The organism is Sinorhizobium arboris LMG 14919, from assembly GCF_000427465.1.
Taxonomy (GTDB): Bacteria; Pseudomonadota; Alphaproteobacteria; order Rhizobiales; family Rhizobiaceae; genus Sinorhizobium; species Sinorhizobium arboris.
This window is the reverse complement of record NZ_ATYB01000008.1, coordinates 1,380,569-1,401,372: the sequence shown is the minus strand read 5'-3', so window position 1 is coordinate 1,401,372 and position 20,804 is coordinate 1,380,569. Positions and strand designations below refer to the sequence as shown.

The window sequence follows — 20,804 nt, the reverse complement described above, 5'->3', positions numbered from 1 at the left end:
GTATAACGAGTAGTATTTAACAGCAACTCCGATGATCGGGACAATATACTACGGATTTAATTCTAAAATCGTATTAGCGCTCCCGAATTTAGGAAAATATAACTTCGGCATCGATCCTCTTGTCCGGTAAACCTTGCGCTGCCTCCAGAAAGGCTGCGATGACGGGGCTGGGGTTCGGCCGGCTGATGACATGGACGTCGGCCTCCGGCGCCGGGTCGGCGAGCGGCCGGTAGACGACGCCCGGCCGCGAAAGAGTCCTGATGCATTCCGGAACGAGTGCCACACCGAGCCCCGCGGCAACGAGGCTGGTGAGGGAATAGGATTCCACCACCTCGTTCGTGATGTTTGGCACGAACCCGGCCGCCACGCAGCTATCATGCAAATAGCGCGCGAACCGTGAATCGGCGAGCCGCAGAAAAACGAAGTTTTCCTGTCGCAGGTCACCGAGCTCGATCGTCTCTGAACCCGCCATGCGATGGTGCTCGGGCAGGGCCACGCCCACCTTCTCGTGCCAGGCGACATGCGCGACGAGGCCCGGATTGTTTCGAGGCCGACGCACGAAACTGAGGTCGGTGCGATGGGAGAGCAAGGCCGCCTCCTGCGCCTCGGGGTCCATCTCATGGATGCGGACGAACACGCCGGGCCATGCATCCCGGAACCGCGCGATCAAATTGGACAACGGTCCCAGCAGCACTGAGCCGGTTGTCGCAATGTTCAACGTTCCCACCTGCCCAGAACCGATGGCGCGCGCCTGGAGGGTTGCGTGCTCTATCTGACCGAGAACCATCCGGGCATGTTCGAGAAAGTTGGCGCCCGCCTCCGTGAGCTCGACATTGCGGCTGGAACGCTCGAACAGCCGCGTGCCTACTTCCGCCTCCAGATCCCTGATCTGCTGGCTCAGCGGCGGCTGCGAAATGCTGAGGCCCCTGGCCGCTGCCGTGAAACTTGCGGCTTCGGCCACCGCAACGAAATAGCGCAGGTGACGTAGTTCCATAGCATAACCCCATCGATACGTTGTTCCTCTGGATCGAGTTGAACAATATATTGGACGTATCGCGGTGCAAGCCGGTAAAGTCGTCGCAGAGAGGCGGAGGCACCGTCTCCGCCACGCATCTCGATGGGACACACATGCAGAAGAACTACTATTTTCCGGAAGGCGGCCATCCTCCTCAGACCAACCTGCTTTCGGACCGCGCTATCTTCACCGAGGCCTATGCGATCATTCCAAAGGGCGTCATGCGCGACATCGTGACAAGCTATCTGCCCTTCTGGACGAACACACGGCTCTGGGTCCTGTCGCGCCCGCTTTCCGGCTTCGCCGAGACTTTCTCGCAATATATCATGGAAGTCGGCCCTTCGGGCGGCAGCAACCGGCCGGAGACGGACCCCCGCGCCGAAGCGGTGCTGTTCGTGGTGGACGGCGAGTTCCATCTGAGGCTCGGCGATGAGACGCATCTGATGCAGTCCGGCGGCTATGCCTTCATCCCGCCGGGCACCGAATGGAGCCTCAGGAACGAATCCGATGCGCCGGCCCGGTTCCACTGGATCCGCAAGGCCTATGAGAAGGTCGATGGGGTTCCCCTTCCCGAACCGATCGTTACCAACGAACGCGACATCCCTCCGTCGCCGATGCCGGAAACGGACGGGCGCTGGGCCACCACTCGCTTCGTCGATCCTTCCGACATGCGCCATGACATGCATGTCACGATCGTGACCTTCGAGCCCGGCGGCGTCATCCCGTTCATGGAAACCCATGTGATGGAACACGGGCTCTATGTGCTCGAAGGCAAGGCCGTGTACCGCCTCAACAACGACTGGGTGGAAGTCGAAGCCGGCGACTATATGTGGCTCAGAGCCTTCTGCCCGCAGGCCTGCTATGCCGGCGGACCGGGCAAGTTCCGCTACCTGCTTTACAAGGACGTGAACCGCCATATGACGCTCGGCAACCCGGGCAGGCTCGCCTGATATTGCAGCGTGCCGTGATCCGCCATAGCTTGGATGCATGGCGACACCGAAGCTGGAGGCCTACCGCAAGAAGCGGAATTTCTCGAAGACGCCGGAGCCGGTCGGAAATCTGACCGGCGGCGGCAACCGCTTTGTCGTGCACAAGCACCATGCGACCGCCGATCACTACGATTTGCGACTCGAGGTCGACGGCGTGCTGAAAAGCTGGGCGGTGCCGAGGGGTCCGTCGCTCAATCCGGCCGACAAGCGGCTGGCGGTGGAGACCGAGGACCATCCCCTCGACTATATCGATTTCGAGGGCGTGATCCCCGAAGGCGAATACGGGGGCGGTCCGATGATCGTCTGGGACAAGGGCGTCTGGGCGTCGATGGGCGATGCCGAAGACGACCTGCGCAAGGGCGCCTTCAAATTCCGCCTGGCTGGGGAGAAACTCAACGGCGGCTGGATGCTGGCCCGTCTGAAGACCCGCCCAGGAGAGGAGGACCGGCGCAACTGGCTTCTGTTCAAGGAGCGCGATCCGGCCGCCGACACATCGATCGACATTCTTGCCGCCCGACCGGAAAGCGTCAAATCCGGCCGGCGGATCGAGGAACTGGTCGAGAAGCCGAAAGCACCTCCAAAGCCGGTCAAGCTCAATCCCGGCGCGCTAGCGGGTGCAGTCAAGGGCGCGCCGCCCGAACGCGTCGAACCCCAACTCGCAACACAGACGATCCTTCCTCCGGAAGCCGAGAAGGGCTCGAAAAAGCCCGAGCCCTGGCTGCACGAGATCAAGTTCGACGGCTATCGCACCATGGCTCACCTGGCGGACGGAAATGTGCGCCTCATCACCCGCGGCGGACTCGACTGGACGAAGCGTTACGGAGACCTGCCGGAGGCTTTCCGGCGGCTGCCGTGCCGCGATGCCATCATCGACGGCGAGATCGTCGTGCTGGACGAGGCGGGGATCAGCCGCTTCGCGCTGCTGCAGGATGCACTTTCCACCGGCGCCGGCAACCGCCTCGTCTTCTACGCCTTCGACCTCCTGCATCTCAACGGCTGGAATCTTTTCGACGTCCCGCTCGAAAAACGCAAGGCCCTGTTGAAGCAACTGCTTGCGGGGCAGGACTCCAGCCGCGCGGCGATCCAGTTCAGCGATCATGTGGTGGGCGAAGGGCGCGCCCTTTACGACCGGGCCTGCGAGATGGGCCTGGAAGGGATCATCTCCAAACGCCTCTCAGGGGCCTACCGAAGCGGCCGGTCGAAGACCTGGACCAAGACGAAGGCATTGAAGGCGGAGGATTTCGTGATCGTCGGCTACACCGTTTCGGAGGCGGCCGAGGGCATCGCATCGCTTGCGCTTGGAGAGTGGACCGACGGCGAGCTGGAATATCGCGGCAAGGTCGGAACCGGCTTCGACGCGCCGATGCTCAAGGAGTTGCTCGCAAGGCTCGAACCCTTGCGCGCCGGCGCCGCAAAGCTCGAAGGAGCACCCAAGGAGATCATCTGGGTGCGGCCGCTGCTCCGGGCCCATGTTCACTATGGCAACCGGACGACCGACAACGTGCTGCGCCACGCCGTCTTCAAGGGGCTCCGCGACGTCGAGCTATCGACGCCGGTTTCCGTGTCGAGACAGCGCCTGATCTCGGACACGGACCTCGCGGGCATATCGATCACCAACCCGACCCGGCGGCTTTTCGGCAAGTCTGGCCCGACCAAGCTCGACCTCGCCGTCTATTACGCGATGATCGGCGATTTCATGCTGCCGCATATTCTCGGCCGTCCCGTTTCGTTGGTGCGCTGCCCCACCGGCCGGACGCAGGATTGCTTCTTCCAGCGACACCCCTTTACCGGCATGCCGCCTTCGGTCGCAACATTCCAGGCCACCAACTCGGAAGGCGAAGCGAAAACCTACCTGTCCGTCGAGGACGCGAAAGGATACCTGGCGCTGGCGCAGTTCGGCGTTGTCGAATTCCACAATTGGGGAACGACGCGCAAGCTCCTCGACAAGCCGGATCGCGTTGTCTTCGATCTCGATCCCGGCGAAGGCATCGCCTGGCGCGAGGTGGTCGAGGCCGCGATCCACATCAAGGCCGAACTCGAGGCACTTGACCTGGTGCCTTTCGTAAAGACTTCAGGCGGCAGGGGAGTGCACGTCGTCGTTCCGGTCGTGCCAAAGCTCGACTGGAAGAAGTTCCATCGGGCGACGAGCGCGCTCGCGACCCGTCTCGCGGCAACCGCTCCTGACACCTTCACCACCATCATGGGCAAGAACAACCGCATAAAACGCATTTTCATCGACTTCCATCGCAACGCCCGCAGCCACACCTGGGCGGCCCCTTATTCGCTGCGCGCCCGCACCAATCTGCCCGCCTCGACCCCGCTCGGTTGGGCGGATCTCGAGACTATCGACGCTCCGGCGGATTTGAACTATTCTTCGCTGCCGGGCCTTCTGGCCACGTCCGGCGATCCCTGGACCGACATCGACGACTTCGCGAGGGATCTGCCTATATTGTAGTCGTTGAGGCGCGGGATGCAGGGCGGCCCGCATGCACTTTCCTCATCCCGCTCTGGCAGATGTGATCGTAGTGCCGCGTAGGAGACAACCATGGCACCCAGGGCAAGTTGGAAGGGCTATATCAGATTGAGTCTCGTGAGCTGTCCGGTGAGGCTTTACCCGGCCACCAGCGCAAGCGAGCGAATTTCCTTCAATCAGCTTCATAAGGACACGCACAACCGGATCAATATGAAGCCCGTCGATCCGGAGCTCGGCCTCGTCGAGCGTTCGGACCTCGTGAAGGGCTACGAATACGAGGACAAGAAATACATCATCATCGAGGATTCGGATCTGGAAAGCGTCAGGATCGAATCCAATCACACGATGAACATCGAGGCTTTCGTCGACGCGGGTTCCGTCGACGTCATCTACCAGGACGCACCTTACTATCTGGCCCCCGACGGGGCGATGGCCGAGGAAACCTTCATCGTTTTGCGTGAAGCCCTGCGCCGAAGCGGCAAGCTCGCGATCGCCCGTCTCGTGCTGTCCAGCCGCGAACGGGTCGTGACCATCGGTCCGCGCGAAACCGGAATGTTCGTCTGCACCTTGCGCAACCCCAACGAGGTGAGGGGTACGGCGGATTATTTCGGCAACATTCCTGTCGGCAATCCGGATCCGGAAATGCTGCAGCTTGCCGAAGCGCTCATCCAACAGAAGACGACGACCTTCGATCCGAAGCAGTACGAGGACCGCTACGAGGTCGCGCTGATGCAGATGATCCGCGAGAAGCTCAAGGGTCACAAGCCGATCATTGCGCAGGCGCCCGAACGCGGCAACGTCGTCAATCTCATGGATGCCCTGAAGGCGAGCCTTTCCCAGGCCAAACCGCCGGCCAGAAGCAAGCCCAAGGCGGAGCCCGCGGCAAAAGAGCCGGCCGCCAAGGTTACGGCGGCGAAGCGCGTCACGGCTAAGCCCGCGGCCAAGAAAAAAGCCTGATGGCGGTTGCCGGTCGGACATTCGGTATCGTCGGTGCGCTTGCCGCCTTTCCGCGGCGGCTGGCGGCGCGCGAGGTCGAGCGCCAGGGCGGACACCTCAGGCGAGGCGTCACACGGCAGACGAATTTCGTGGTCATGGGGCGTGGACTGCTCGCAAAAGCGACCGAAGCGGAGATCGAAGCCCGCTTCGACAGCGAGAGCGGGGCGCGTCGGCGCGTTCTCAGCGAAAACGGCTTTCTCCGCCTGCTCGGACTGGCGAGCGCGCCGGAAACATCGGCGCTGACGCGGCAGTCGCTCATCGACCAGTCCCGGCTCTCCCCTCGCCATCTCGATCTCCTGTCGCTGTTCGACGCTTTCGAACATGACAGTGAGCCCTATTCTTTCCGCGATCTGATCCTCGCCCGAAAATATGCGGGACTGATGGCCAGCGGCGCAGGCTGGGGCGCGATCGCGCGCTCGGTCCATCGCTTCGGAAACGTTGCCTCCCTCACGGCGCTTTCGCTGCACCACGAGGGCAAGGATACGATCTATGCCCGAGGCGCCGAAGGCTTGAGCGAACTCGACGGCCAATTGCTGCTCGATGTCGGCTCTCCCGACGAGGAGGCGCTCGAAGAACTCTTCGCTCAGGCCGAAGCGGCCGAGGAAGCGGGGGACTACGACGAGGCGGCCGCGTTCTATCAGCGCTATCTCGCCATCGACCGCACCGACGAAGTTGCAGCCTTCAACCGCGCCAACTGCCTCAAGGCCGCCGGGCGGGAGGCCGAAGCGGCACATGACTATGCCCGCGCCATCAAGCTCGATCCTACCTTCGTCGAGGCCTGGTTCAACCTGGCCGGGCTGATGGGCGAACGCGGCCGCACGGATACCGCCAGACGGCACCTCAGGAGGGCGATCGAACTCGATGGCGATTACGGCGATGCCGTCTTCAACCTGGCCAAGCTGGAGTTCGATGCGGGCAATCTCGCCGAGGCGCGCCGCTGGTGGTTGCGCTACCTCGAACTCGATCCCTATTCCGAATGGGCGCGCGCCGCCGAAAGGGGCGTGCAGTTCGTGAACCTTCATCTCCTCTCCAGAACGGCTGGCTGACATGGGCGGAAAATTCCTGTTCGACGGGCCGGGCGATGCGCCCGTCACCATTCTGCTCGCGCATGGAGCCGGAGCCCCTATGGATTCGGCTTCGATGACCGCGGCCGCTCAAGCGCTTGCGGGCGCGGGTCTTCGTGTCGCCCGCTTCGAGTTCGGCTATATGGCGGCGCGGCGCACGGCCGGGGAGCGCAAGCCCCCGCCCCGTGCGGAGACGCTCAATCCGGAATACCGGGCGGCCGTTGCCGAGCTCGGCGCCAAGGGCGCTCTCGTGATCGGCGGCAAGTCCATGGGCGGGCGCGTCGCCAGCATGATCGCCGACGACCTTCATGCCGAGGGCAGGATCGCGGGTCTCCTTTGCCTCGGCTATCCTTTTCATCCGCCGGGCAAGCCGGAACAGTTACGCACCCGGCATCTTGCCGGTCTCAAGACGCCGGCCTTGATCTGCCAGGGGACCCGCGACGAATTCGGTACTCGCGCCGAGGTCTCGCAATACGCGCTGTCCGACAGGATCGAACTTCTATGGCTGGAGGATGGCGACCACGACCTCAAGCCGCGCAAGACAGTCTCGGGCTTTTCGGCCGCAGATCACCTGAAGACGATGGCCGAGACGGTTGCGCGATGGTCGGATCGCCTCATGTCTTGAGCTCCCGATGAAGATCGCGACCTTCAACATCAACGGCGTGAACAAGCGGCTCGACGTCCTTCTGACCTGGCTCGCTGCGGCCGAGCCGGACGTGGTCTGCCTGCAGGAGCTCAAGGCGACGGACGGACAGTTCCCCAAGGCCGCAATCGAGGCAGCCGGCTACGGTGCCGTCTGGCGGGGCCAGGCAGCCTGGAACGGCGTTGCCGTTCTTGCCCGCGGCCGCGAACCGGTGCTCACGCGAACCGGATTGCCCGGCGATCCTTCCGACACGCAGAGCCGCTACATCGAGGCCGCGGTAAACGGCATTCTGATCGCCTCGCTCTATGCTCCAAACGGCAACCCGCAGCCCGGGCCGAAATTCGACTACAAGCTCGCCTGGCACTTGCGCTTCAACCAGCATGCCGCCGCGCTGCTGGAGACTGGAGTGCCGGTGGTGCTCGCCGGCGACTACAACGTCGTTCCGGAACCGCGCGACATCTACCCGACCCGCTCCTACGACGACAACGCCCTCGTCCAGCCGGAAAGCCGCGCGGCCTTCGGGAGCCTTGTCGATCAGGGCTGGCTCGACGCGCTGCGCAAGATCCACCCCAAAGAACAGCTCTTCACTTTCTGGGACTACCGCCGCAACCGCTGGCAGCGCGACGCCGGCCTTCGCCTCGATCATATTCTCCTGAGCCGCAAGCTCCGGCGCCGCCTGACCGGCGCCGGAATCGACCGGGAGTTCCGTGCGCTTGAGGGAGCGAGCGACCACGCGCCGGTATGGGTGTCGCTGCGGGACTAGAGCGTCCCGCACCGACGCGCCGTGCCCTGTGACGCTACACTTCCAGCAAAACCGCTACGCATCGGAATGCTCCAAACCCGGATTGGATTAGCTGAGGCTTTCCGCAGGACAGCCTTTTTCGGTTCCAGCCGCAGGAAGATGCCTGTTTCAAAGGCAGCTGGTGATACCGCCGTCGACATAGAGAATGTGGCCGGTGACGAAGCTCGATGCGGCCGATGCAAGGAAGACCGCCGCCCCCGCCAGCTCGTTCATATCGCCCCAGCGGCCAAGCGGCGTTCTCTGCTCGAGCCATGTCGAGAATTTCTCGTCGGAAACCAGCGCACTGTTCAGCTCCGTCTTGAAGTAGCCCGGCGCAAGCCCGTTGACGCGGATGCCGTATCGGCCCCAGTCGAGCGCCATGCCTTTGGTCAGCATTTTGAGCCCGCCTTTAGACGCGGCGTAGGGCGCGATCGAGGGACGCGCGAGTTCGCTCTGCACCGAACAGATATTGATTATCGTCCCCTCGCGGCGTTCGATCATCCCCTGAACGACCGACTGGCCGACGAGGAAAGCACTCGTCAGATTGGTCTCGATGACGCGCCTGAAGGCGTCTTCCGGGAATTCGTGAAGCGGCGTGCGGTGTTGTATTCCGGCATTGTTGACCAGAATGTCGATGCGGCCTCGCTCGGCGAGAATATCGGCCACCGCCTGGCCGATCTCGGCCGACCTGGTGACGTCGAAGGCCGAGGTTCCCACGGTGAAGCCGTGCTCTTCGAGTTCCGCGCGTGCACCGGCAAGGCGCGCTTCGTCGCGACCGTTGAGGATGACTGACGCCCCCGCCTCGCAAAGAGCGCGCGCCATGGTAAGGCCGAGCCCGCCGCTCGATCCGGTGATCAGGGCGACCCGGCCGCTCAGATCGAAAAGCGCGGGAAGACCGCTTGTCCGCGGCGCGGCGTTTGAGGCGCCATCCATCATGTCTCGGGCTCCTTGGCAAGCGTGCCACCCGGCACGGCGGGGGTGGCGGAGCTTTGGCTCCGCCACCCCCGGAACATAAGAGAAAACAGGGCTGTGGTACAGTTCCTGACCGGCGGGCGAGGCGGGATCAGCGTCCCATCCAGCCGCCATCCACGGTCAGGATCGTGCCCGAGACGTAATCCGATGCCGCCGAGGCCAGGAAAACAGCCGGGCCGGCAAAGTCCTCGGGACGTCCCCAGCGGCCGGCGGGGATACGCGCGAGAATGGATTCGGCGTGACTCGGATCGTTGCGCAGGGCCTCGGTATTGTCGGTGGCGATGTAGCCCGGGGCAATGGCATTGACCTGAATGTTCCGAGCCGCCCATTCGTTGGCGACCGCTGCGCCGGTTTCATTCTGGAGCGGCGTAACCTGTAGCGCCTCGTCGCGCGTCTGAGCAGTTTTCAGGAGCGTCTTAAGCATTGCGCCAGGGCCGGCCAATGAGGGCGTTCATGTTCCCGGTGGATGCAATCGCGTGTCGAGCGCAAGTGGCTCTTGGAATTTGAGGGCATAGGCGGCCGGCGCGGCGCCCGCGAGAAAGACGAGGTTCCAGCTATGCGGCGAGACCGCGCTCGGGATCGCGACGAATCGATGGCGTCGAAGCAGATCATCCCCATAGGCTTGCTGTCCCGCGCCGGGAATGCCCGGGCGTGCCCAGTTGGGATTGGGCACGTTTTTCGGATCGACGACATAGACATCGCCAGCGTCGGCGATGGCTGCGGCCGTCATTGTATGCGCCACAGTGTCCAGCGCCCGAAAACCCTTGTGAACCGCGACCTCAAGGATCGCCGTCGCAGGGTCGAGTGAGCAGTAGACCGCACGAACCCCCTTACTGTTCCAGCGACCCCCCACTCGGTAGGCGCCTTCTCCACTATCCCATGTCGATGCGTGGACGGTTTGATCGAGTCGCCAGGCCACCAACTCGGTCCCACCGAGCGCAACCGGAAGAAGGGTCATGCATAGACGCCGTATTCGAGGCGGTCGAGATGATCCTCGACCAGCTCGACGCCGGCCGGCGTTCCGAGAAGATCAATCGGGCGGCGTTGGTCTAGTCCGACCGCCGGACGCTCCAGCCATTGTTCGGCTTCCGCCTGCGATCCAAAAATATCGGTCGCCTTTGCGAGTATTTCCGCAAACTTCCACGCGCGACCGCTCTGCTCCTGGCTAAGCGGCTTGTTCGGTGTCTCCTTACGCCGCTGCCACGTGCGCAAACTCATACCTACCGCCTTTTCGAGCGACTCGGTCTTGCCGATGAAGACGAGATTCCCGACAAGGTGATCCAGTGCCGATGCAGGCAGACCACGCAAGAGAAGCTCGTGCGCGTCGAGCGCATTGGTCAGGTGACGCGCCAGAACACGCGAACCGCCAAGCAAGGCTTCGATTTTTTGCAGCTCATCACCGCCTGCCGCTGGTGTCGGTGCTTTTGCCGCGAGAGCCATGATTATTCTCCTACGTCATCTGTCGCTTTAGATATGTCACCTGTCGCAGCCGATTTCAAGCCTTGCGAAGGACAGGTGACTTTTTTCTGCCGATCTGCGTACAGCGTCAGTCTCGATGACTGTCGTCGCCGAGGAAGGTCCTGGCGATTTCGGAAACGATATCCGGAAGAACCGCGAAGGCGTAGACTTCATGGACGCGCTCGAACTTCTGGTGGAACTCCCGTCCCCACGGTCCGAGATTGACGGTCGGAAAACGCAGCGCGTTTTCCGGTGGCCGGTCGACCAGCCGCGAGATCGGAGTATTGTCCGAAACGAGCTGGCTGCCGGTTGCGGCAAGCCCGAGGAAACTCATGTCCGAGATACCGTAGAAATGCGGCTTCCAGACGAGGCTGCGTCCGGGATGGTTGCCAAGACCGGCACGCGCCTTCTCGATCGCCCGATGAAGGGAGCGGCCTTCTTCTTCGTTCAGACGCAGGTGGCTCGGCGGATAATGCAGGCCGGAGAAGCCGATGACGATGGCGGGACCGGAAAGGCGCGCGATACCGACGAGCCACTCCGTCAGATGCCGCGTAGCGACGAGCGGATTGTCTCTCTGGGAGAATTCTTTTTCCTTCTCGGCATAGAATGCGTCGAAGCCGTCACCGAAAACGCGTCCTGCCGCCGCCCGCAACTCCTGGAACGACAGGAGGCGCGGCTTGGCTGGCATGGTGCCGGCACTTCTTCCGACGAGCTTGCCGTATTCCGCCGACTGTGCCGCAAACTTCTCGACGGCTTCGTTCGCACCGGCCAGCACTTCCTCTCGGAAACGCCCAAAGAGTGCGTCCGCCGTCATCGCATGGTAGAGCCAGTTGAAAGCTATCCAGAAACGCTCCGGCGTCGTCACCTCGTAACCGTCGCGCAGGTCCTTCGCCTCGAGGCAGATGGGCGGCGGCGAAATGTCGTTGTCGTCTCGATCCGCCAGGGAAGCGTTCCCTTCCAGGCGTGAAAGGATTCCGGCCGCCATGGCCTGTGCGCTCACCCCTTCGAAGGGATAGCTCGCATGAGAACTGCAGCCGATTACCAGGACAAAGGGCAGAAGCTTGCCGATCGTGCCGGCATAAACGGCCCGTCCTTCGCTGCCGTCGCCCTGATCCGAGGTCACGTCGAGGTTGATACCCCCGGCGATCTCGATATCGAAATCCCTGACCAAACCGGGCAACGCGTCCCGGAGCGAGCGCATTCCCCGGCTTTCACGTTCCTCGTCGGGGGTGGCGACCAGCATGAGATTGCCCTGTCGATCCGTGTCGGCCGCGAATTCTTCAAGACAGGCGATGGCCACGGCAAGGCCGCTCTTCATGTCGAGCAGACCCCGGCCGGGGAGGAAGTCGCCACTGACCAGATCCTGCAAGGCCCGCTCTTCCTGTTCGGATCGGTCGGTGCGCGCCGACAGGCTTTCGATGAGCGCATCCTTGAGTGCCAGGCTGTCGCAGGCGAGTGCCTTGAGCTCGTGATAGTTGTCGGTCGATACCGTGTCGAAGTGGCCGGCCAGGACCAGCGTTCGCTTACCCGTGCCGCGAACGAGCGCAACGACATTGCGGGTCAGCGGTTCGCCGTGACTTGCAACGAGGCGTAAATCTTCCGGATGCTCCCGAAAATAGGGGAGTTCGCCGAGAAGGCCATGGAGGCGATCCGCGAAGGATGCTTCACCCGGCGTGCCGGTTTCACTCGGCCAGGACGTCATGCGCAGAGCAAGTTGCCGCACGCGGTCGCGGTCGATCCCGCCTCCAGCGCGAGAGGTCGTCTTTGCTTGTGCATTCGTCATCGTGCCTCTCCGTCTCAGTTCGACAGGTGCTTTCGAAGGAACTTGCGCGTGCGGTCTTCACCAACGGTGTGCGGGACATGCTTGCCGAGATGGGGGTCTCGACGATGTTGAAACTGAACGAGCTGATCTCGACGGTACGGGTAACTGACGGTGTCTCGAAAAGCGAGCCGTTTATAATGCCGGGACCCGCTTGAGCGGAGAGGTACGGTGACGCGGCGGCTCGATCGCCACACTAATGCCGCGATCCGCAGCACGCGCTTTCGCGTATCGGGAGAGGCCTATCTTAATACCAACCAACACGGGGGCGGCAACGATGAAGAGCAGGGCGATCGCGTTGAATGCGGTGTCGAAGGCAATCACCGTGGACTGACCTGCCACGGCCCGGCCGAGAAGGCTCGCCGCCCCGCGGCTTGCGGCGGCCGCGTCCATACCTTTTGCCGTCAGCAGGGCCGCACTCGTCGTCAGCCGCCCGGTAACCGCGGGGGCTCCTGCGGTGACGTTGGCGCCGAGGACCGCAAGATTGTGGGTGACATTGTGCTCGATCAGGGTCTGGAGCGCGGCGACCCCTATAAGCCCGCCGAGCTGGCGACCCGTATTGAAGAGGCCGATGCCGGAGGCGAGATTTCGGCTGTTGAGGTTGCCAAAGGCGATCAGGGTGATCGACAGGAACAGGAAGCCAAGGCCGGCACCGCGCAAGAGGATTGCTGCCATCATGTCGCCAGCGCCGCTTTCGCTGGTCGACCCGGACAGCATCCACATCGATGTCATGATCATCAGGATGCCGAAGGGTACGGTGGCGACCGGAGGAACATGGCGGAACTGCATGAGAAAGGCGGCCATGAAGAGCGCGCCGATGAAGAGCGCGGCACTCGGCAGCAGGAGCTGCCCGGCATCCGTCGGCGTGAAGGCGAGGACGGATACGGCAAAGGACGGGATCAGAAACGCGCTCCCGAACAATGCGGCGCCGGCAACGAAACTGACGATGAAGGCGAAACAGAAATCCTCCGTTTCGAAAAGTGTGAAGTCGAACAGGCCCGGCCCTTTGGACAACAGCTGCTGGCCGAGAAATGCGAGAAGCGCCGCTGTACCGATCACTGCCGGCCACAGGATTCGGGGCTCCTCGAACCAGTCCCAACGGCTGCCCTGGCTGAAGATGTAGGTGAAGCAGAAAAGCGCAACGGAAATCAGGGGGAGCCCTACCCAGTCAAACGGCCGGTGCGCGCCTCGTGCCGGCGTCGGGCCGTCGGCGATCAGCAGAAGCCCCGCAGCCGTCAGCGCCAGCGGCACGATGCTGAAGAAGATCCATGTCCAGGATTGGCTATCGAGCAACCAGCCCTGGAGGGCCGGGGCGATCGTTGCGGGAGCGACGACGGACCCCATCGCGAACAGGGCCTGGAGAATTGGCTGACGGGACCGCGGAAAAGCGAGAAAGATGATCGCCTGGCCGCCGACAAGCAGGATGCCGCCGGAAAAGCCCTGGACCATTCGAAGGGCGACGAGGAGGTCCAAGCGAGCCGTCATGGCGGCCATGCCGCAGGCCATGCCCATGGCCAGAGTCGAGCCGACGATCAGGCTGCGCGGGTCGAAGCGGTTCATCAGCCAGGAGGCGACCATGAACCCGATAAGCTTGAAAGCGGTATAGCCGACGTCCAACCAGGCGAACTCATCGGGCGTCGCGTATGTATCGCCGATGATATCGCCGCGCCCGAGCGAGAGTACGGTGCTGGCGATCGCCTCGGTCAGCGTCGCAAGCACTATGCCCGCGACGAGAAGACCTCCTGCCATGGATATGTCGCGGCTCGGCGCTGCGGTGACGATGGTCATGAGCCGCTCTCCAGATCGATCTGGACGCGCGCCGAAAGGCCGGGCACGAGGCGGCCGGACAGCGGATTGGCGGAAAGCCGGATCTTCACCGGAACGCGCTGGACGACGCGAACGAAATTACCCGTTGCATTGTCTGCCGGCAGCAGGCTGAAGGCAGAGCCGCTGCCCGGCGCAAAACTGTCCACCACGCCTTCGAGCATGCCGCTCGGGTAACCGTCGATGGTGATGCTGGCACGCTGACCCGGCCGGATATGTTCCAGCTGCGTTTCCTTGAAGTTCGCGACGATCCATACATTCTCGAGCGGAACGATATCGAGCAGGGAAGCGCCCGGCGCAACGAGCCGGCCGACGCGAACCTGCCGGTTGCCGATGACGCCGCCGACCGGCGCGCGCACGACAGTGCTCTCCAGATCGATCTCGGCGAGGTCGCGTGCGGCCCGTGCCTGCGCGACCGCAGCGACGGCCGCTTCGCGCTGCGCGGCAAGCACGGCGGTGCGCTGCTGCTGAGCCTCCAGCGTTGCGGAAGCCGCCAACACGTTCGCCTCGGCTCTCGATCTCGCCGCGTCGCTTTCGTCGACATGGGCCTGGCTGATGGTATTGCTGCGGATAAGCTCGCGGCGGCGATCATGGGCCTTGGCCGCCAGGGTCAACTCGGCATTGACCGAACGTCGCTGCGCTTCGGCCTGGCGGACAAGGGCATGCTGAAGCTCCATCTCCGCGTCGACATTGGTCAGCCGCGCCTGTGCCGCTTCGACATTCGCCACCGCTTGCGCGAGCTTCGCGCGGTAATCCCGATCGTCGATCCTGAAGAGCACGTCACCCGCCCGGACCGGTTGATTGTCCTCGACCTCGACCGCCGTGACGTAGCCCGCAACCTTTGGGGCGAGCGCGGTGACATCCCCGCGCACATAGGCATTGTCGGTCGACGCCGCTCCGCTCTCGCGAGCCCAGGACCATCCGGCAGCGACGACGACCACCGCCCCGAGACAAAGCGCCAGGCCGATCATCTTTTTCCTGTTGGGTGGCGCCATGGCGACACCGTTCCTCGAACCTGCCCCGGTGGCGATGGCGACCTTGTCCTCAAGCGTTTCCATCTTCGCAATTCCTGTTGGGTGTCGGTTGGCCGCAGCCCTGCCGCACGGGTCTGCGCCAGGGCTGCCGCGTTGTTGAGCATCTACCCGTTCACTCCCTGATGGGTGTCGTCAGTTCCGTTTCTTCGGTGTCGAGGACGAAGACCGCCAGCAGCCGTGCAGGTTCCGTGTCGCTGGCATTCGCGCTTACTTCATGTCGGGAGCCCGGATCTTCGTAGAAGTTTTCGCCGACTTGATAGACCTTCTCCGGCGAGCCGTTGACGCTGCTGCGGATCGCGCCCTCGAGCACCGTCGCATAGATGAAGGCCGATTTGGGGTGGGTGTGGGCGGGCGATCCGCCGCCCGGTCCGTATTCGACAAGCACGCCCCTCATGCTCTTGCCGGGCACGTTGGGAAGGGCGTGATCGAAGACAACGGTCACCTTGCCGGCGGGCCGGTCGCCGGCCGAGGCTGCGGTGAACGAGAGCGCTGCAAGGGCAACGGCCGAGAGGAATCTCGTGAGCATTTCAGTTCTCCTTTGAGAGTGCCGGGGTGTGGGCGCCCCGGTGCCGGGTCGGCTTTTTCGATTGTTCGGGGGATGCTCAGCCCGCGGCCTGCCGGCCGAGCCAGTCGTCGAAGCGGATCTTACCCAGGCGCGGGTTCTCGCCGGGGGTCAGCGATCGGTCGTCGAGAACCGCGCCGAAGTAGCGCGCATGGACGTCGGGCACGACCTTGCGCGTGTCCGCAGTTGCCATCAGGAACCGCCTGACCACTTCATCGAGAGGCATGGCCTCGGGGCCTGCGACCTCGAGCGTGCCGTTGACCGGCGGCGCAACCGCGACTTCTGCAAGCGCCGCCGCAACGTCGTCGGAAGCGATCGGCTGGAACAACGCCGGCGAGAGGCGGATCTCCTCGCCCACCAGCCCGGCCTGGGCGATGCCGCCGACGAACTCGAAGAACTGCGTGGCACGCAGGATGGTGTAGGGAATGCGGGATGCCTTGATGAGGTCTTCCTGTGCGACCTTCGCACGGAAATAGCCATTGTCGGGAAGCCGCTCGCTGCCGACGATCGACAGAGCGACGTGGTGGCGCACCCCGGCGGCGGCTTCTGCAGCCAGCAGGTTGCGGCCCGACGTCTCGAAGAATTCGAGGACTGCCCTGTCTTCCCAGACAGGCGCGTTCGCCACGTCGACGACGACATCCGCACCGTCCAGCGCCCCCGCGAGGCCCTCGCGGGTGATGGTGTTCACGCCCGTATTGGGAGCGGCAGCGAGCACGTCATGGCCGCGCTCGCGAAGATTTGCCACAAGCTTCGATCCGATGAGGCCAGTGCCTCCGATGACGACGATCTTCATGCTTTCTCTCCTCGTCTGTCGACCGCAACCATTGCCGTCGATATGGAGGAAGAGTGCCTCTCCGCGCCGGAAAAGTCCCTGTGGCGGGCTTGAATTGACCTTCACGGAAGCTTGCTTTTTCGTCCAAAGGAAAGTTGTTCGATTGCCGCGGCCGGTACAGCCAACTACGAGGGGCTGTGGTATGAATGTCAGATATTTTCGCCGGTTGCCCCGGACAGGGACGAGGGCTTTCGGCCGGGGGAAGCCGAAGTGCAGTTCATGTTTGGAGACTATGTACTCGACCAGGAGCGCCGGGAACTCACTCTGCGCGGGCAGGTCGTTTCCGTCGGACCGCAGGTCTTCGACCTGTTGCTGCATCTGGTCGGCACCCGCGACCGCGTCGTCAGCAAGGACGAGCTCCTCCGAGCGGTCTGGGGCGGCCGGATCGTCTCGGAATCGACGATCACCAGCCACATCAATGCGGTCCGCAAGGCCATCGGCGACACCGGCGGGGAGCAGCGCCTTATCCGGACGGTCGCCCGCAAGGGGTTCCGCTTCGTCGGCGACATCAGGGTCAGCGGGATCGCAGAAGTCCGACAGCCCCTCGGGCCAGGCGTCGCGTCACACGCCGCCGGCGGATCGGGAGAAACGCCCTTCGCGCTCATCCTGCCGGACAAACCCTCGATCACCGTCCTGCCTTTTCAAAATCTCAGCGGCGATCCGGCACAGGAATATTTTGCCGACGGTATCGTGGAGGACATCATCACGGCCCTCTCGCGCATCCGCTGGCTGTTCGTCATCGCGCGCAATTCGAGCTTCTCCTACAAGGGTCGTAAGGTGGAGGTAAAGGACGTCGGCCGGGAACTTGGCGTTCGCTATGTTTTGGAAGGCAGCGTGCGCAAATCCGGAAACCGGGTGCGCATCACCGGGCAGCTCATCGACGCAACCACCGGGACGCATCTCTGGGCGGAGCGTTTCGAGGGCACGCTGGACGACATTTTCGAGCTGCAGGACCGCATGGCCGAAAGCGTCGTCGGCGCTATCGCACCGCAGGTCGAGCGGGCGGAAATGGAACGCGCCAAGCGCAAACCGACGGAAAGCCTCGACGCCCACGATTACTATCTGCGGGGAATGGCGAAACTCCACAGCGGAACCCACGAGGCGATCGAGGCGGCGCTGCCCTTGTTCTACAGGGCGATCGAGCTCGATCCGGAATTTGCATCTGCCTATGCCGGGGCCGCCTGGTGCTATTTCTGGCGCAAGTTGAACGGCTGGATGATCGATCGGACCGGGGAGATAGCCGAGGGTGCGCGCCTGGCGCGGCTGGCGGTGGAGCTCGGCCGGGACGATGCGGTGGCGCTGACAAGAAGCGGGCACGCACTCGGACATCTCGTCGGCGACCTGGACGGCGGCATCGCGCTTATCGACAGGGCACGGCTGCTCAACCCCAACTTCGCCCCCGCCTGGTTCCTCGGCGGCTTCCTGCGCGTTTTCCGCGGTGAACCGGAGAGTGCGATCGAACATATCGAGCATGCCGCCCGGCTGAGCCCGCTGGATCAGGAAATGTTCAGGATGCAAGCTGGAACGGCGCTCGCGCATTTCTTCGCCGGCCGCTTCGATTCCGCTCTGGTCTGGGCGGAAAGGGCGCTGGGAAATCTGCCTAGCCTGCTGGTCGCGGTCGCCCTGGTCGCGGCGAGCCATGCACTTTCCGGACGGGGGGAGGAAGCGCACAAGGCCATGCAGCGCCTGCGGGCGCTCGACCCGTCGCTGCGCGTTTCCAATCTCAGGAACTGGCTGCCGATCCAGCGCCCGGAGGATCTCGCGCGCTTCGCGCACGGACTGCGGCTCGCCGGGCTGCCCGAGTGACCGGGTTACGGACGCAAAACCGCCGCGCCTTTTCCTCGCCGTGCTCTAGCCTTCGTATGTGCCGACGATCTCCGCCTCGCGGATGAGATGCTTGCACGCCCTCTCCCAGGCTTCCGCCGCACCCACATCGTCCGGGATCGAAAGGTTGCCGACATTGAGGGCGGCAAGCCTGAACCGGTAGCGGTGCACGCCCGTTCCGGAGGGTGGCTGCGGCCCGTCATAACGAGCATTGCCGAAATCGTTCTTGATGAATTTGATCCCACGTTCGGGGCCGGTGTCGACGGCCTGCGGAAGCTCGGTCCAGTTTCCGGGAATGTTGATGATCGCGCAATGGCGGAACAGACCGCTCACCGCATCGGGATCCTCGACGATCAGCGCGAAGCTTTGCGTTCCCTCGGGCGTCCCCGTCCATTTCAGTGGCGGGAACAGGTTCTCGCCGAAGCGGGTGTATTTCTCCGGTATCGGCTGACCGTCGGCGAATACGGGACTGATCAGACTGAAGGTCATCAGGTGCCTCCTTCCATTTAAAGGCAAGTGCCGCAGCGATTGACGTCCGGCGAGGTGCGCGGCGCGGCTGCTACGAACGAGAGCGCGGGGTATTGTCCATCGGCGCCTCCTCGCGCAAATAGCAGAACCAAGGGCCGCCGCTTGTGTTCCGCAGGTCGGTCACCCGCGGATGCCGGCGAAAAAAGCCTCGCCGAAGCGAGGCAGATAAGAGAAACCAGCACGGGAACAACCGCGGAGCAGCGAGATCGAGACCGGCTCGGCGCGGAAAAACTCCGGGGGATCGGGAATGTTCCGGCCGGCGGCATGGGGTGGATGCCGTTCAAGCGGCACAGGGTCTTCGGCGGCGAAACGGCGGCAATTGCGGCGAATCCCGGCCGCGCAAAACCGCGCGTCATGCGCAGACAAAATTTCGCGAGACGGCCGGAACTTTGAGGCTCATGATTGTGTTGATGAAAGCACATCGGCGGCGAATAGGCCGGTCGCAGTCAACGCATTTCCCGGAACATGATCGATGCAACTACTGTCCGTCACGGCCGAAATTTTTCCGCTCGTCAAGACCGGCGGTCTTGCAGACGTAGCCGGATCCCTACCCAAGGCGCTCAGAGCCCACGGGATCCATACGCGCAGCTTCGTTCCGGGCTATCCCGGCGTCGTGCGTGCGCTCAACGAAGCGTCAGCGATCGCTGAATTTGATGATCTGTTCGGCGAGCGCGCCACCCTCGTCGCGGGGCGGGCTCATGGGCTGGATCTCTTCGTGCTCGATGCGCCGGGATTCTACAACAGGCAAGGAGCCCTCTACACGGACAGGCACGGCCGGGAATATGCCGACAACTGGAAGCGCTTCGCCGCCTTCTCGCGGGTGGCGTCACAAATCGCCAGCGGGCTCGTACCGAACTGGCGGCCGGACATAATCCATGCGCATGACTGGCACGCCGCGATGAGTCTCCTTTATCTGAAATGTGCCGGCGACGACACCATCCCTCGCGTTCTGACCGTGCACAACCTGGCGTTCCAGGGGCAATTTCCGGCCCACTACTTTCCCGAACTCGGCCTTCCGCCGGAAGCCTATTCGATCGACGGCGTCGAATATTACGGCGACATCGGATTCCTCAAGGGCGGCCTGCAGGCGGCCGATGCCATCACTGTCGTTAGCCCCACCTATGCCCGGGAAATCATGTCTCCGGCGTTCGGCATGGGGCTCGAGGGCGTGATGAACGAGCGGCACGCAGACGTCGTGGGCATCGTAAACGGCATAGACCTGGAAGTATGGGACCCATCCTCGGATCCCTGCATCGAACATCACTATTCGGCGCGTGTGCCGCTGCGCCGCATGCCCAACCGGCAGGTGCTGCTCCAGCACTTTGGTCTGCCGAACACATGCGGCCCGATCTTCGCCAGCATCAACCGGCTGACATGGCAGAAGGGCATGGACCTCCTCGCGGCGACCGCCGACGAGATCGTCAACAATGGCGGCACCCTGATCATTCATGGACAAGGCGACGAGGAGCTCGAGGCCGCATTCATGAATCTTGCGCGACGGTTCCCCCAGAACGTCGGCGTGAGCATCGGCTATGACGAGCACCTCGCCCACAAGATTCATGCCGGCGCGGATGCCATGCTCGTTCCGTCCCGATTCGAGCCCTGCGGGCTCACTCAGCTTTATGCCCTGCGCTATGGCTGCGTACCGGTCGTCGCCCGCACCGGCGGCCTATCGGAAACCATCATCGATGCCAACGACGCCGCGCTCCACGCCCATGTCGCGACCGGCATACAGTTTTCGCCTATCGACCAGCATGGATTGCGCCTCGCACTGCGCCGGGCCTTCAGGCTCTACCGGCTGCGACGCGTCTGGGAGAGCCTTCGCCGGCAGGGCATGAAAACCGACTGCTCCTGGCACCGCAGTGCGGCCCGCTATGCAGAGCTTTACAGCGAACTCCTCAACCCCGACATGCGCCTCGTCGGCAGCGCCTGACGCAGCGCGGTTTCGCTGAACCCTATCATTCGCAAAGGTGATGAATTGATAAGCAGT

At 63.4% G+C, this 20,804-nt stretch carries 18 protein-coding genes and 1 pseudogene; 8 read left to right on the top strand and 11 right to left on the bottom strand.

Translation table 11 applies throughout. The features are described 5' to 3' along the window. Nucleotides 1-88: 88 nt before the first annotated feature. Entirely contained in the window at nt 89-994 is a 906-nt protein-coding gene (locus SINAR_RS0107125) for a LysR family transcriptional regulator (protein WP_027998454.1), read from the bottom strand. A 134-nt stretch (nt 995-1,128) separates the two neighbouring features. Between SINAR_RS0107125 and SINAR_RS0107120 the strand changes: the two genes are divergently transcribed. The 6 genes from SINAR_RS0107120 (at nt 1,129) to SINAR_RS0107095 (ending at nt 7,943) form a co-directional block, all read left to right on the top strand. Beyond that, entirely contained in the window at nt 1,129-1,965 is an 837-nt protein-coding gene (locus SINAR_RS0107120) for a bifunctional allantoicase/(S)-ureidoglycine aminohydrolase (protein ID WP_027998453.1), read from the top strand. Between the two features lie 37 nt (nt 1,966-2,002). Next, nucleotides 2,003-4,459, top strand: coding sequence for a DNA ligase D (gene ligD, locus SINAR_RS0107115; RefSeq protein ID WP_027998452.1), 2,457 nt, complete (start codon nt 2,003-2,005; stop codon nt 4,457-4,459). A 90-nt stretch (nt 4,460-4,549) separates the two neighbouring features. Beyond that, nucleotides 4,550-5,434 (top strand): non-homologous end joining protein Ku, encoded by an 885-nt coding sequence (gene ku, locus SINAR_RS0107110; protein ID WP_027998451.1) that lies wholly within the window; start codon nt 4,550-4,552, stop codon nt 5,432-5,434. Then, nucleotides 5,434-6,519, top strand: coding sequence for a tetratricopeptide repeat protein (locus SINAR_RS0107105; protein WP_027998450.1), 1,086 nt, complete (start codon nt 5,434-5,436; stop codon nt 6,517-6,519). The genes ku and SINAR_RS0107105 overlap by 1 nt, the downstream gene beginning before the upstream one ends. Before the next feature lies 1 nt (nt 6,520). Beyond that, nucleotides 6,521-7,162, top strand: a complete 642-nt coding sequence (locus SINAR_RS0107100) for an alpha/beta hydrolase family protein (protein ID WP_027998449.1) — start codon at nt 6,521-6,523, stop codon at nt 7,160-7,162. Between the two features lie 7 nt (nt 7,163-7,169). Continuing rightward, nucleotides 7,170-7,943 carry an exodeoxyribonuclease III gene (locus SINAR_RS0107095; protein WP_027998448.1) on the top strand — a complete coding sequence of 258 codons (774 nt, stop codon included), beginning with the start codon at nt 7,170-7,172 and terminating at the stop codon, nt 7,941-7,943. Between the two features lie 147 nt (nt 7,944-8,090). On the opposite strand, the gene SINAR_RS0107090 is transcribed toward SINAR_RS0107095, so the two are convergent. The 9 genes and pseudogenes from SINAR_RS0107090 to SINAR_RS0107050 all read right to left on the bottom strand — a co-directional run bounded on the left by SINAR_RS0107090 (nt 8,091) and on the right by SINAR_RS0107050 (nt 16,423). After that, a complete protein-coding gene (locus tag SINAR_RS0107090; protein ID WP_027998447.1) occupies nt 8,091-8,897 on the bottom strand; it encodes a glucose 1-dehydrogenase in 807 nt (268 codons plus the stop codon). Nucleotides 8,898-9,024: 127 nt separating this feature from the next. Beyond that, nucleotides 9,025-9,273 (bottom strand): annotated as a pseudogene (locus SINAR_RS1000000135115) (SDR family oxidoreductase); the annotation flags it as partial. A gap of 111 nt (nt 9,274-9,384) precedes the next feature. Continuing rightward, entirely contained in the window at nt 9,385-9,891 is a 507-nt protein-coding gene (locus tag SINAR_RS0107080) for an RES family NAD+ phosphorylase (protein ID WP_027998445.1), read from the bottom strand. Then, nucleotides 9,888-10,373, bottom strand: coding sequence for an Xre family toxin-antitoxin system antitoxin (gene parS, locus SINAR_RS0107075; RefSeq protein WP_027998444.1), 486 nt, complete (start codon nt 10,371-10,373; stop codon nt 9,888-9,890). The genes SINAR_RS0107080 and parS overlap by 4 nt, the downstream gene beginning before the upstream one ends. A 106-nt stretch (nt 10,374-10,479) precedes the next feature. Further along, complete coding sequence (locus SINAR_RS0107070; protein ID WP_027998443.1) at nt 10,480-12,174, bottom strand: M20/M25/M40 family metallo-hydrolase; 1,695 nt, start codon at nt 12,172-12,174, stop codon at nt 10,480-10,482. Nucleotides 12,175-12,345: 171 nt separating this feature from the next. Beyond that, complete coding sequence (locus SINAR_RS0107065) at nt 12,346-13,998, bottom strand: DHA2 family efflux MFS transporter permease subunit (RefSeq protein ID WP_027998442.1); 1,653 nt, start codon at nt 13,996-13,998, stop codon at nt 12,346-12,348. Next, the gene (locus tag SINAR_RS0107060; protein ID WP_027998441.1) at nt 13,995-15,092 is read right to left on the bottom strand and encodes an HlyD family secretion protein; all 1,098 of its coding nucleotides are present in this window, start codon (nt 15,090-15,092) and stop codon (nt 13,995-13,997) included. The genes SINAR_RS0107065 and SINAR_RS0107060 overlap by 4 nt, the downstream gene beginning before the upstream one ends. 88 nt (nt 15,093-15,180) lie before the next feature. Beyond that, nucleotides 15,181-15,594, bottom strand: a complete 414-nt coding sequence (locus SINAR_RS0107055; protein ID WP_027998440.1) for a cupin domain-containing protein — start codon at nt 15,592-15,594, stop codon at nt 15,181-15,183. A 76-nt stretch (nt 15,595-15,670) separates the two neighbouring features. Next, a complete protein-coding gene (locus SINAR_RS0107050) occupies nt 15,671-16,423 on the bottom strand; it encodes an SDR family oxidoreductase (protein ID WP_027998439.1) in 753 nt (250 codons plus the stop codon). A gap of 249 nt (nt 16,424-16,672) precedes the next feature. Between SINAR_RS0107050 and SINAR_RS0107045 the strand changes: the two genes are divergently transcribed. After that, nucleotides 16,673-18,268: a winged helix-turn-helix domain-containing tetratricopeptide repeat protein gene (locus SINAR_RS0107045; protein ID WP_027998438.1), complete on the top strand. Its 1,596-nt coding sequence runs from the start codon at nt 16,673-16,675 to the stop codon at nt 18,266-18,268. 45 nt (nt 18,269-18,313) lie between these two features. Here SINAR_RS0107045 and SINAR_RS0107040 read toward each other — a convergent pair whose 3' ends face one another. Next, nucleotides 18,314-18,775 (bottom strand): YbhB/YbcL family Raf kinase inhibitor-like protein, encoded by a 462-nt coding sequence (locus SINAR_RS0107040; RefSeq protein ID WP_027998437.1) that lies wholly within the window; start codon nt 18,773-18,775, stop codon nt 18,314-18,316. Between the two features lie 511 nt (nt 18,776-19,286). Between SINAR_RS0107040 and glgA the strand changes: the two genes are divergently transcribed. After that, nucleotides 19,287-20,747 (top strand): glycogen synthase GlgA, encoded by a 1,461-nt coding sequence (glgA, locus tag SINAR_RS0107025; protein ID WP_027998436.1) that lies wholly within the window; start codon nt 19,287-19,289, stop codon nt 20,745-20,747. The last annotated feature ends 57 nt before the right edge of the window (nt 20,748-20,804 follow it).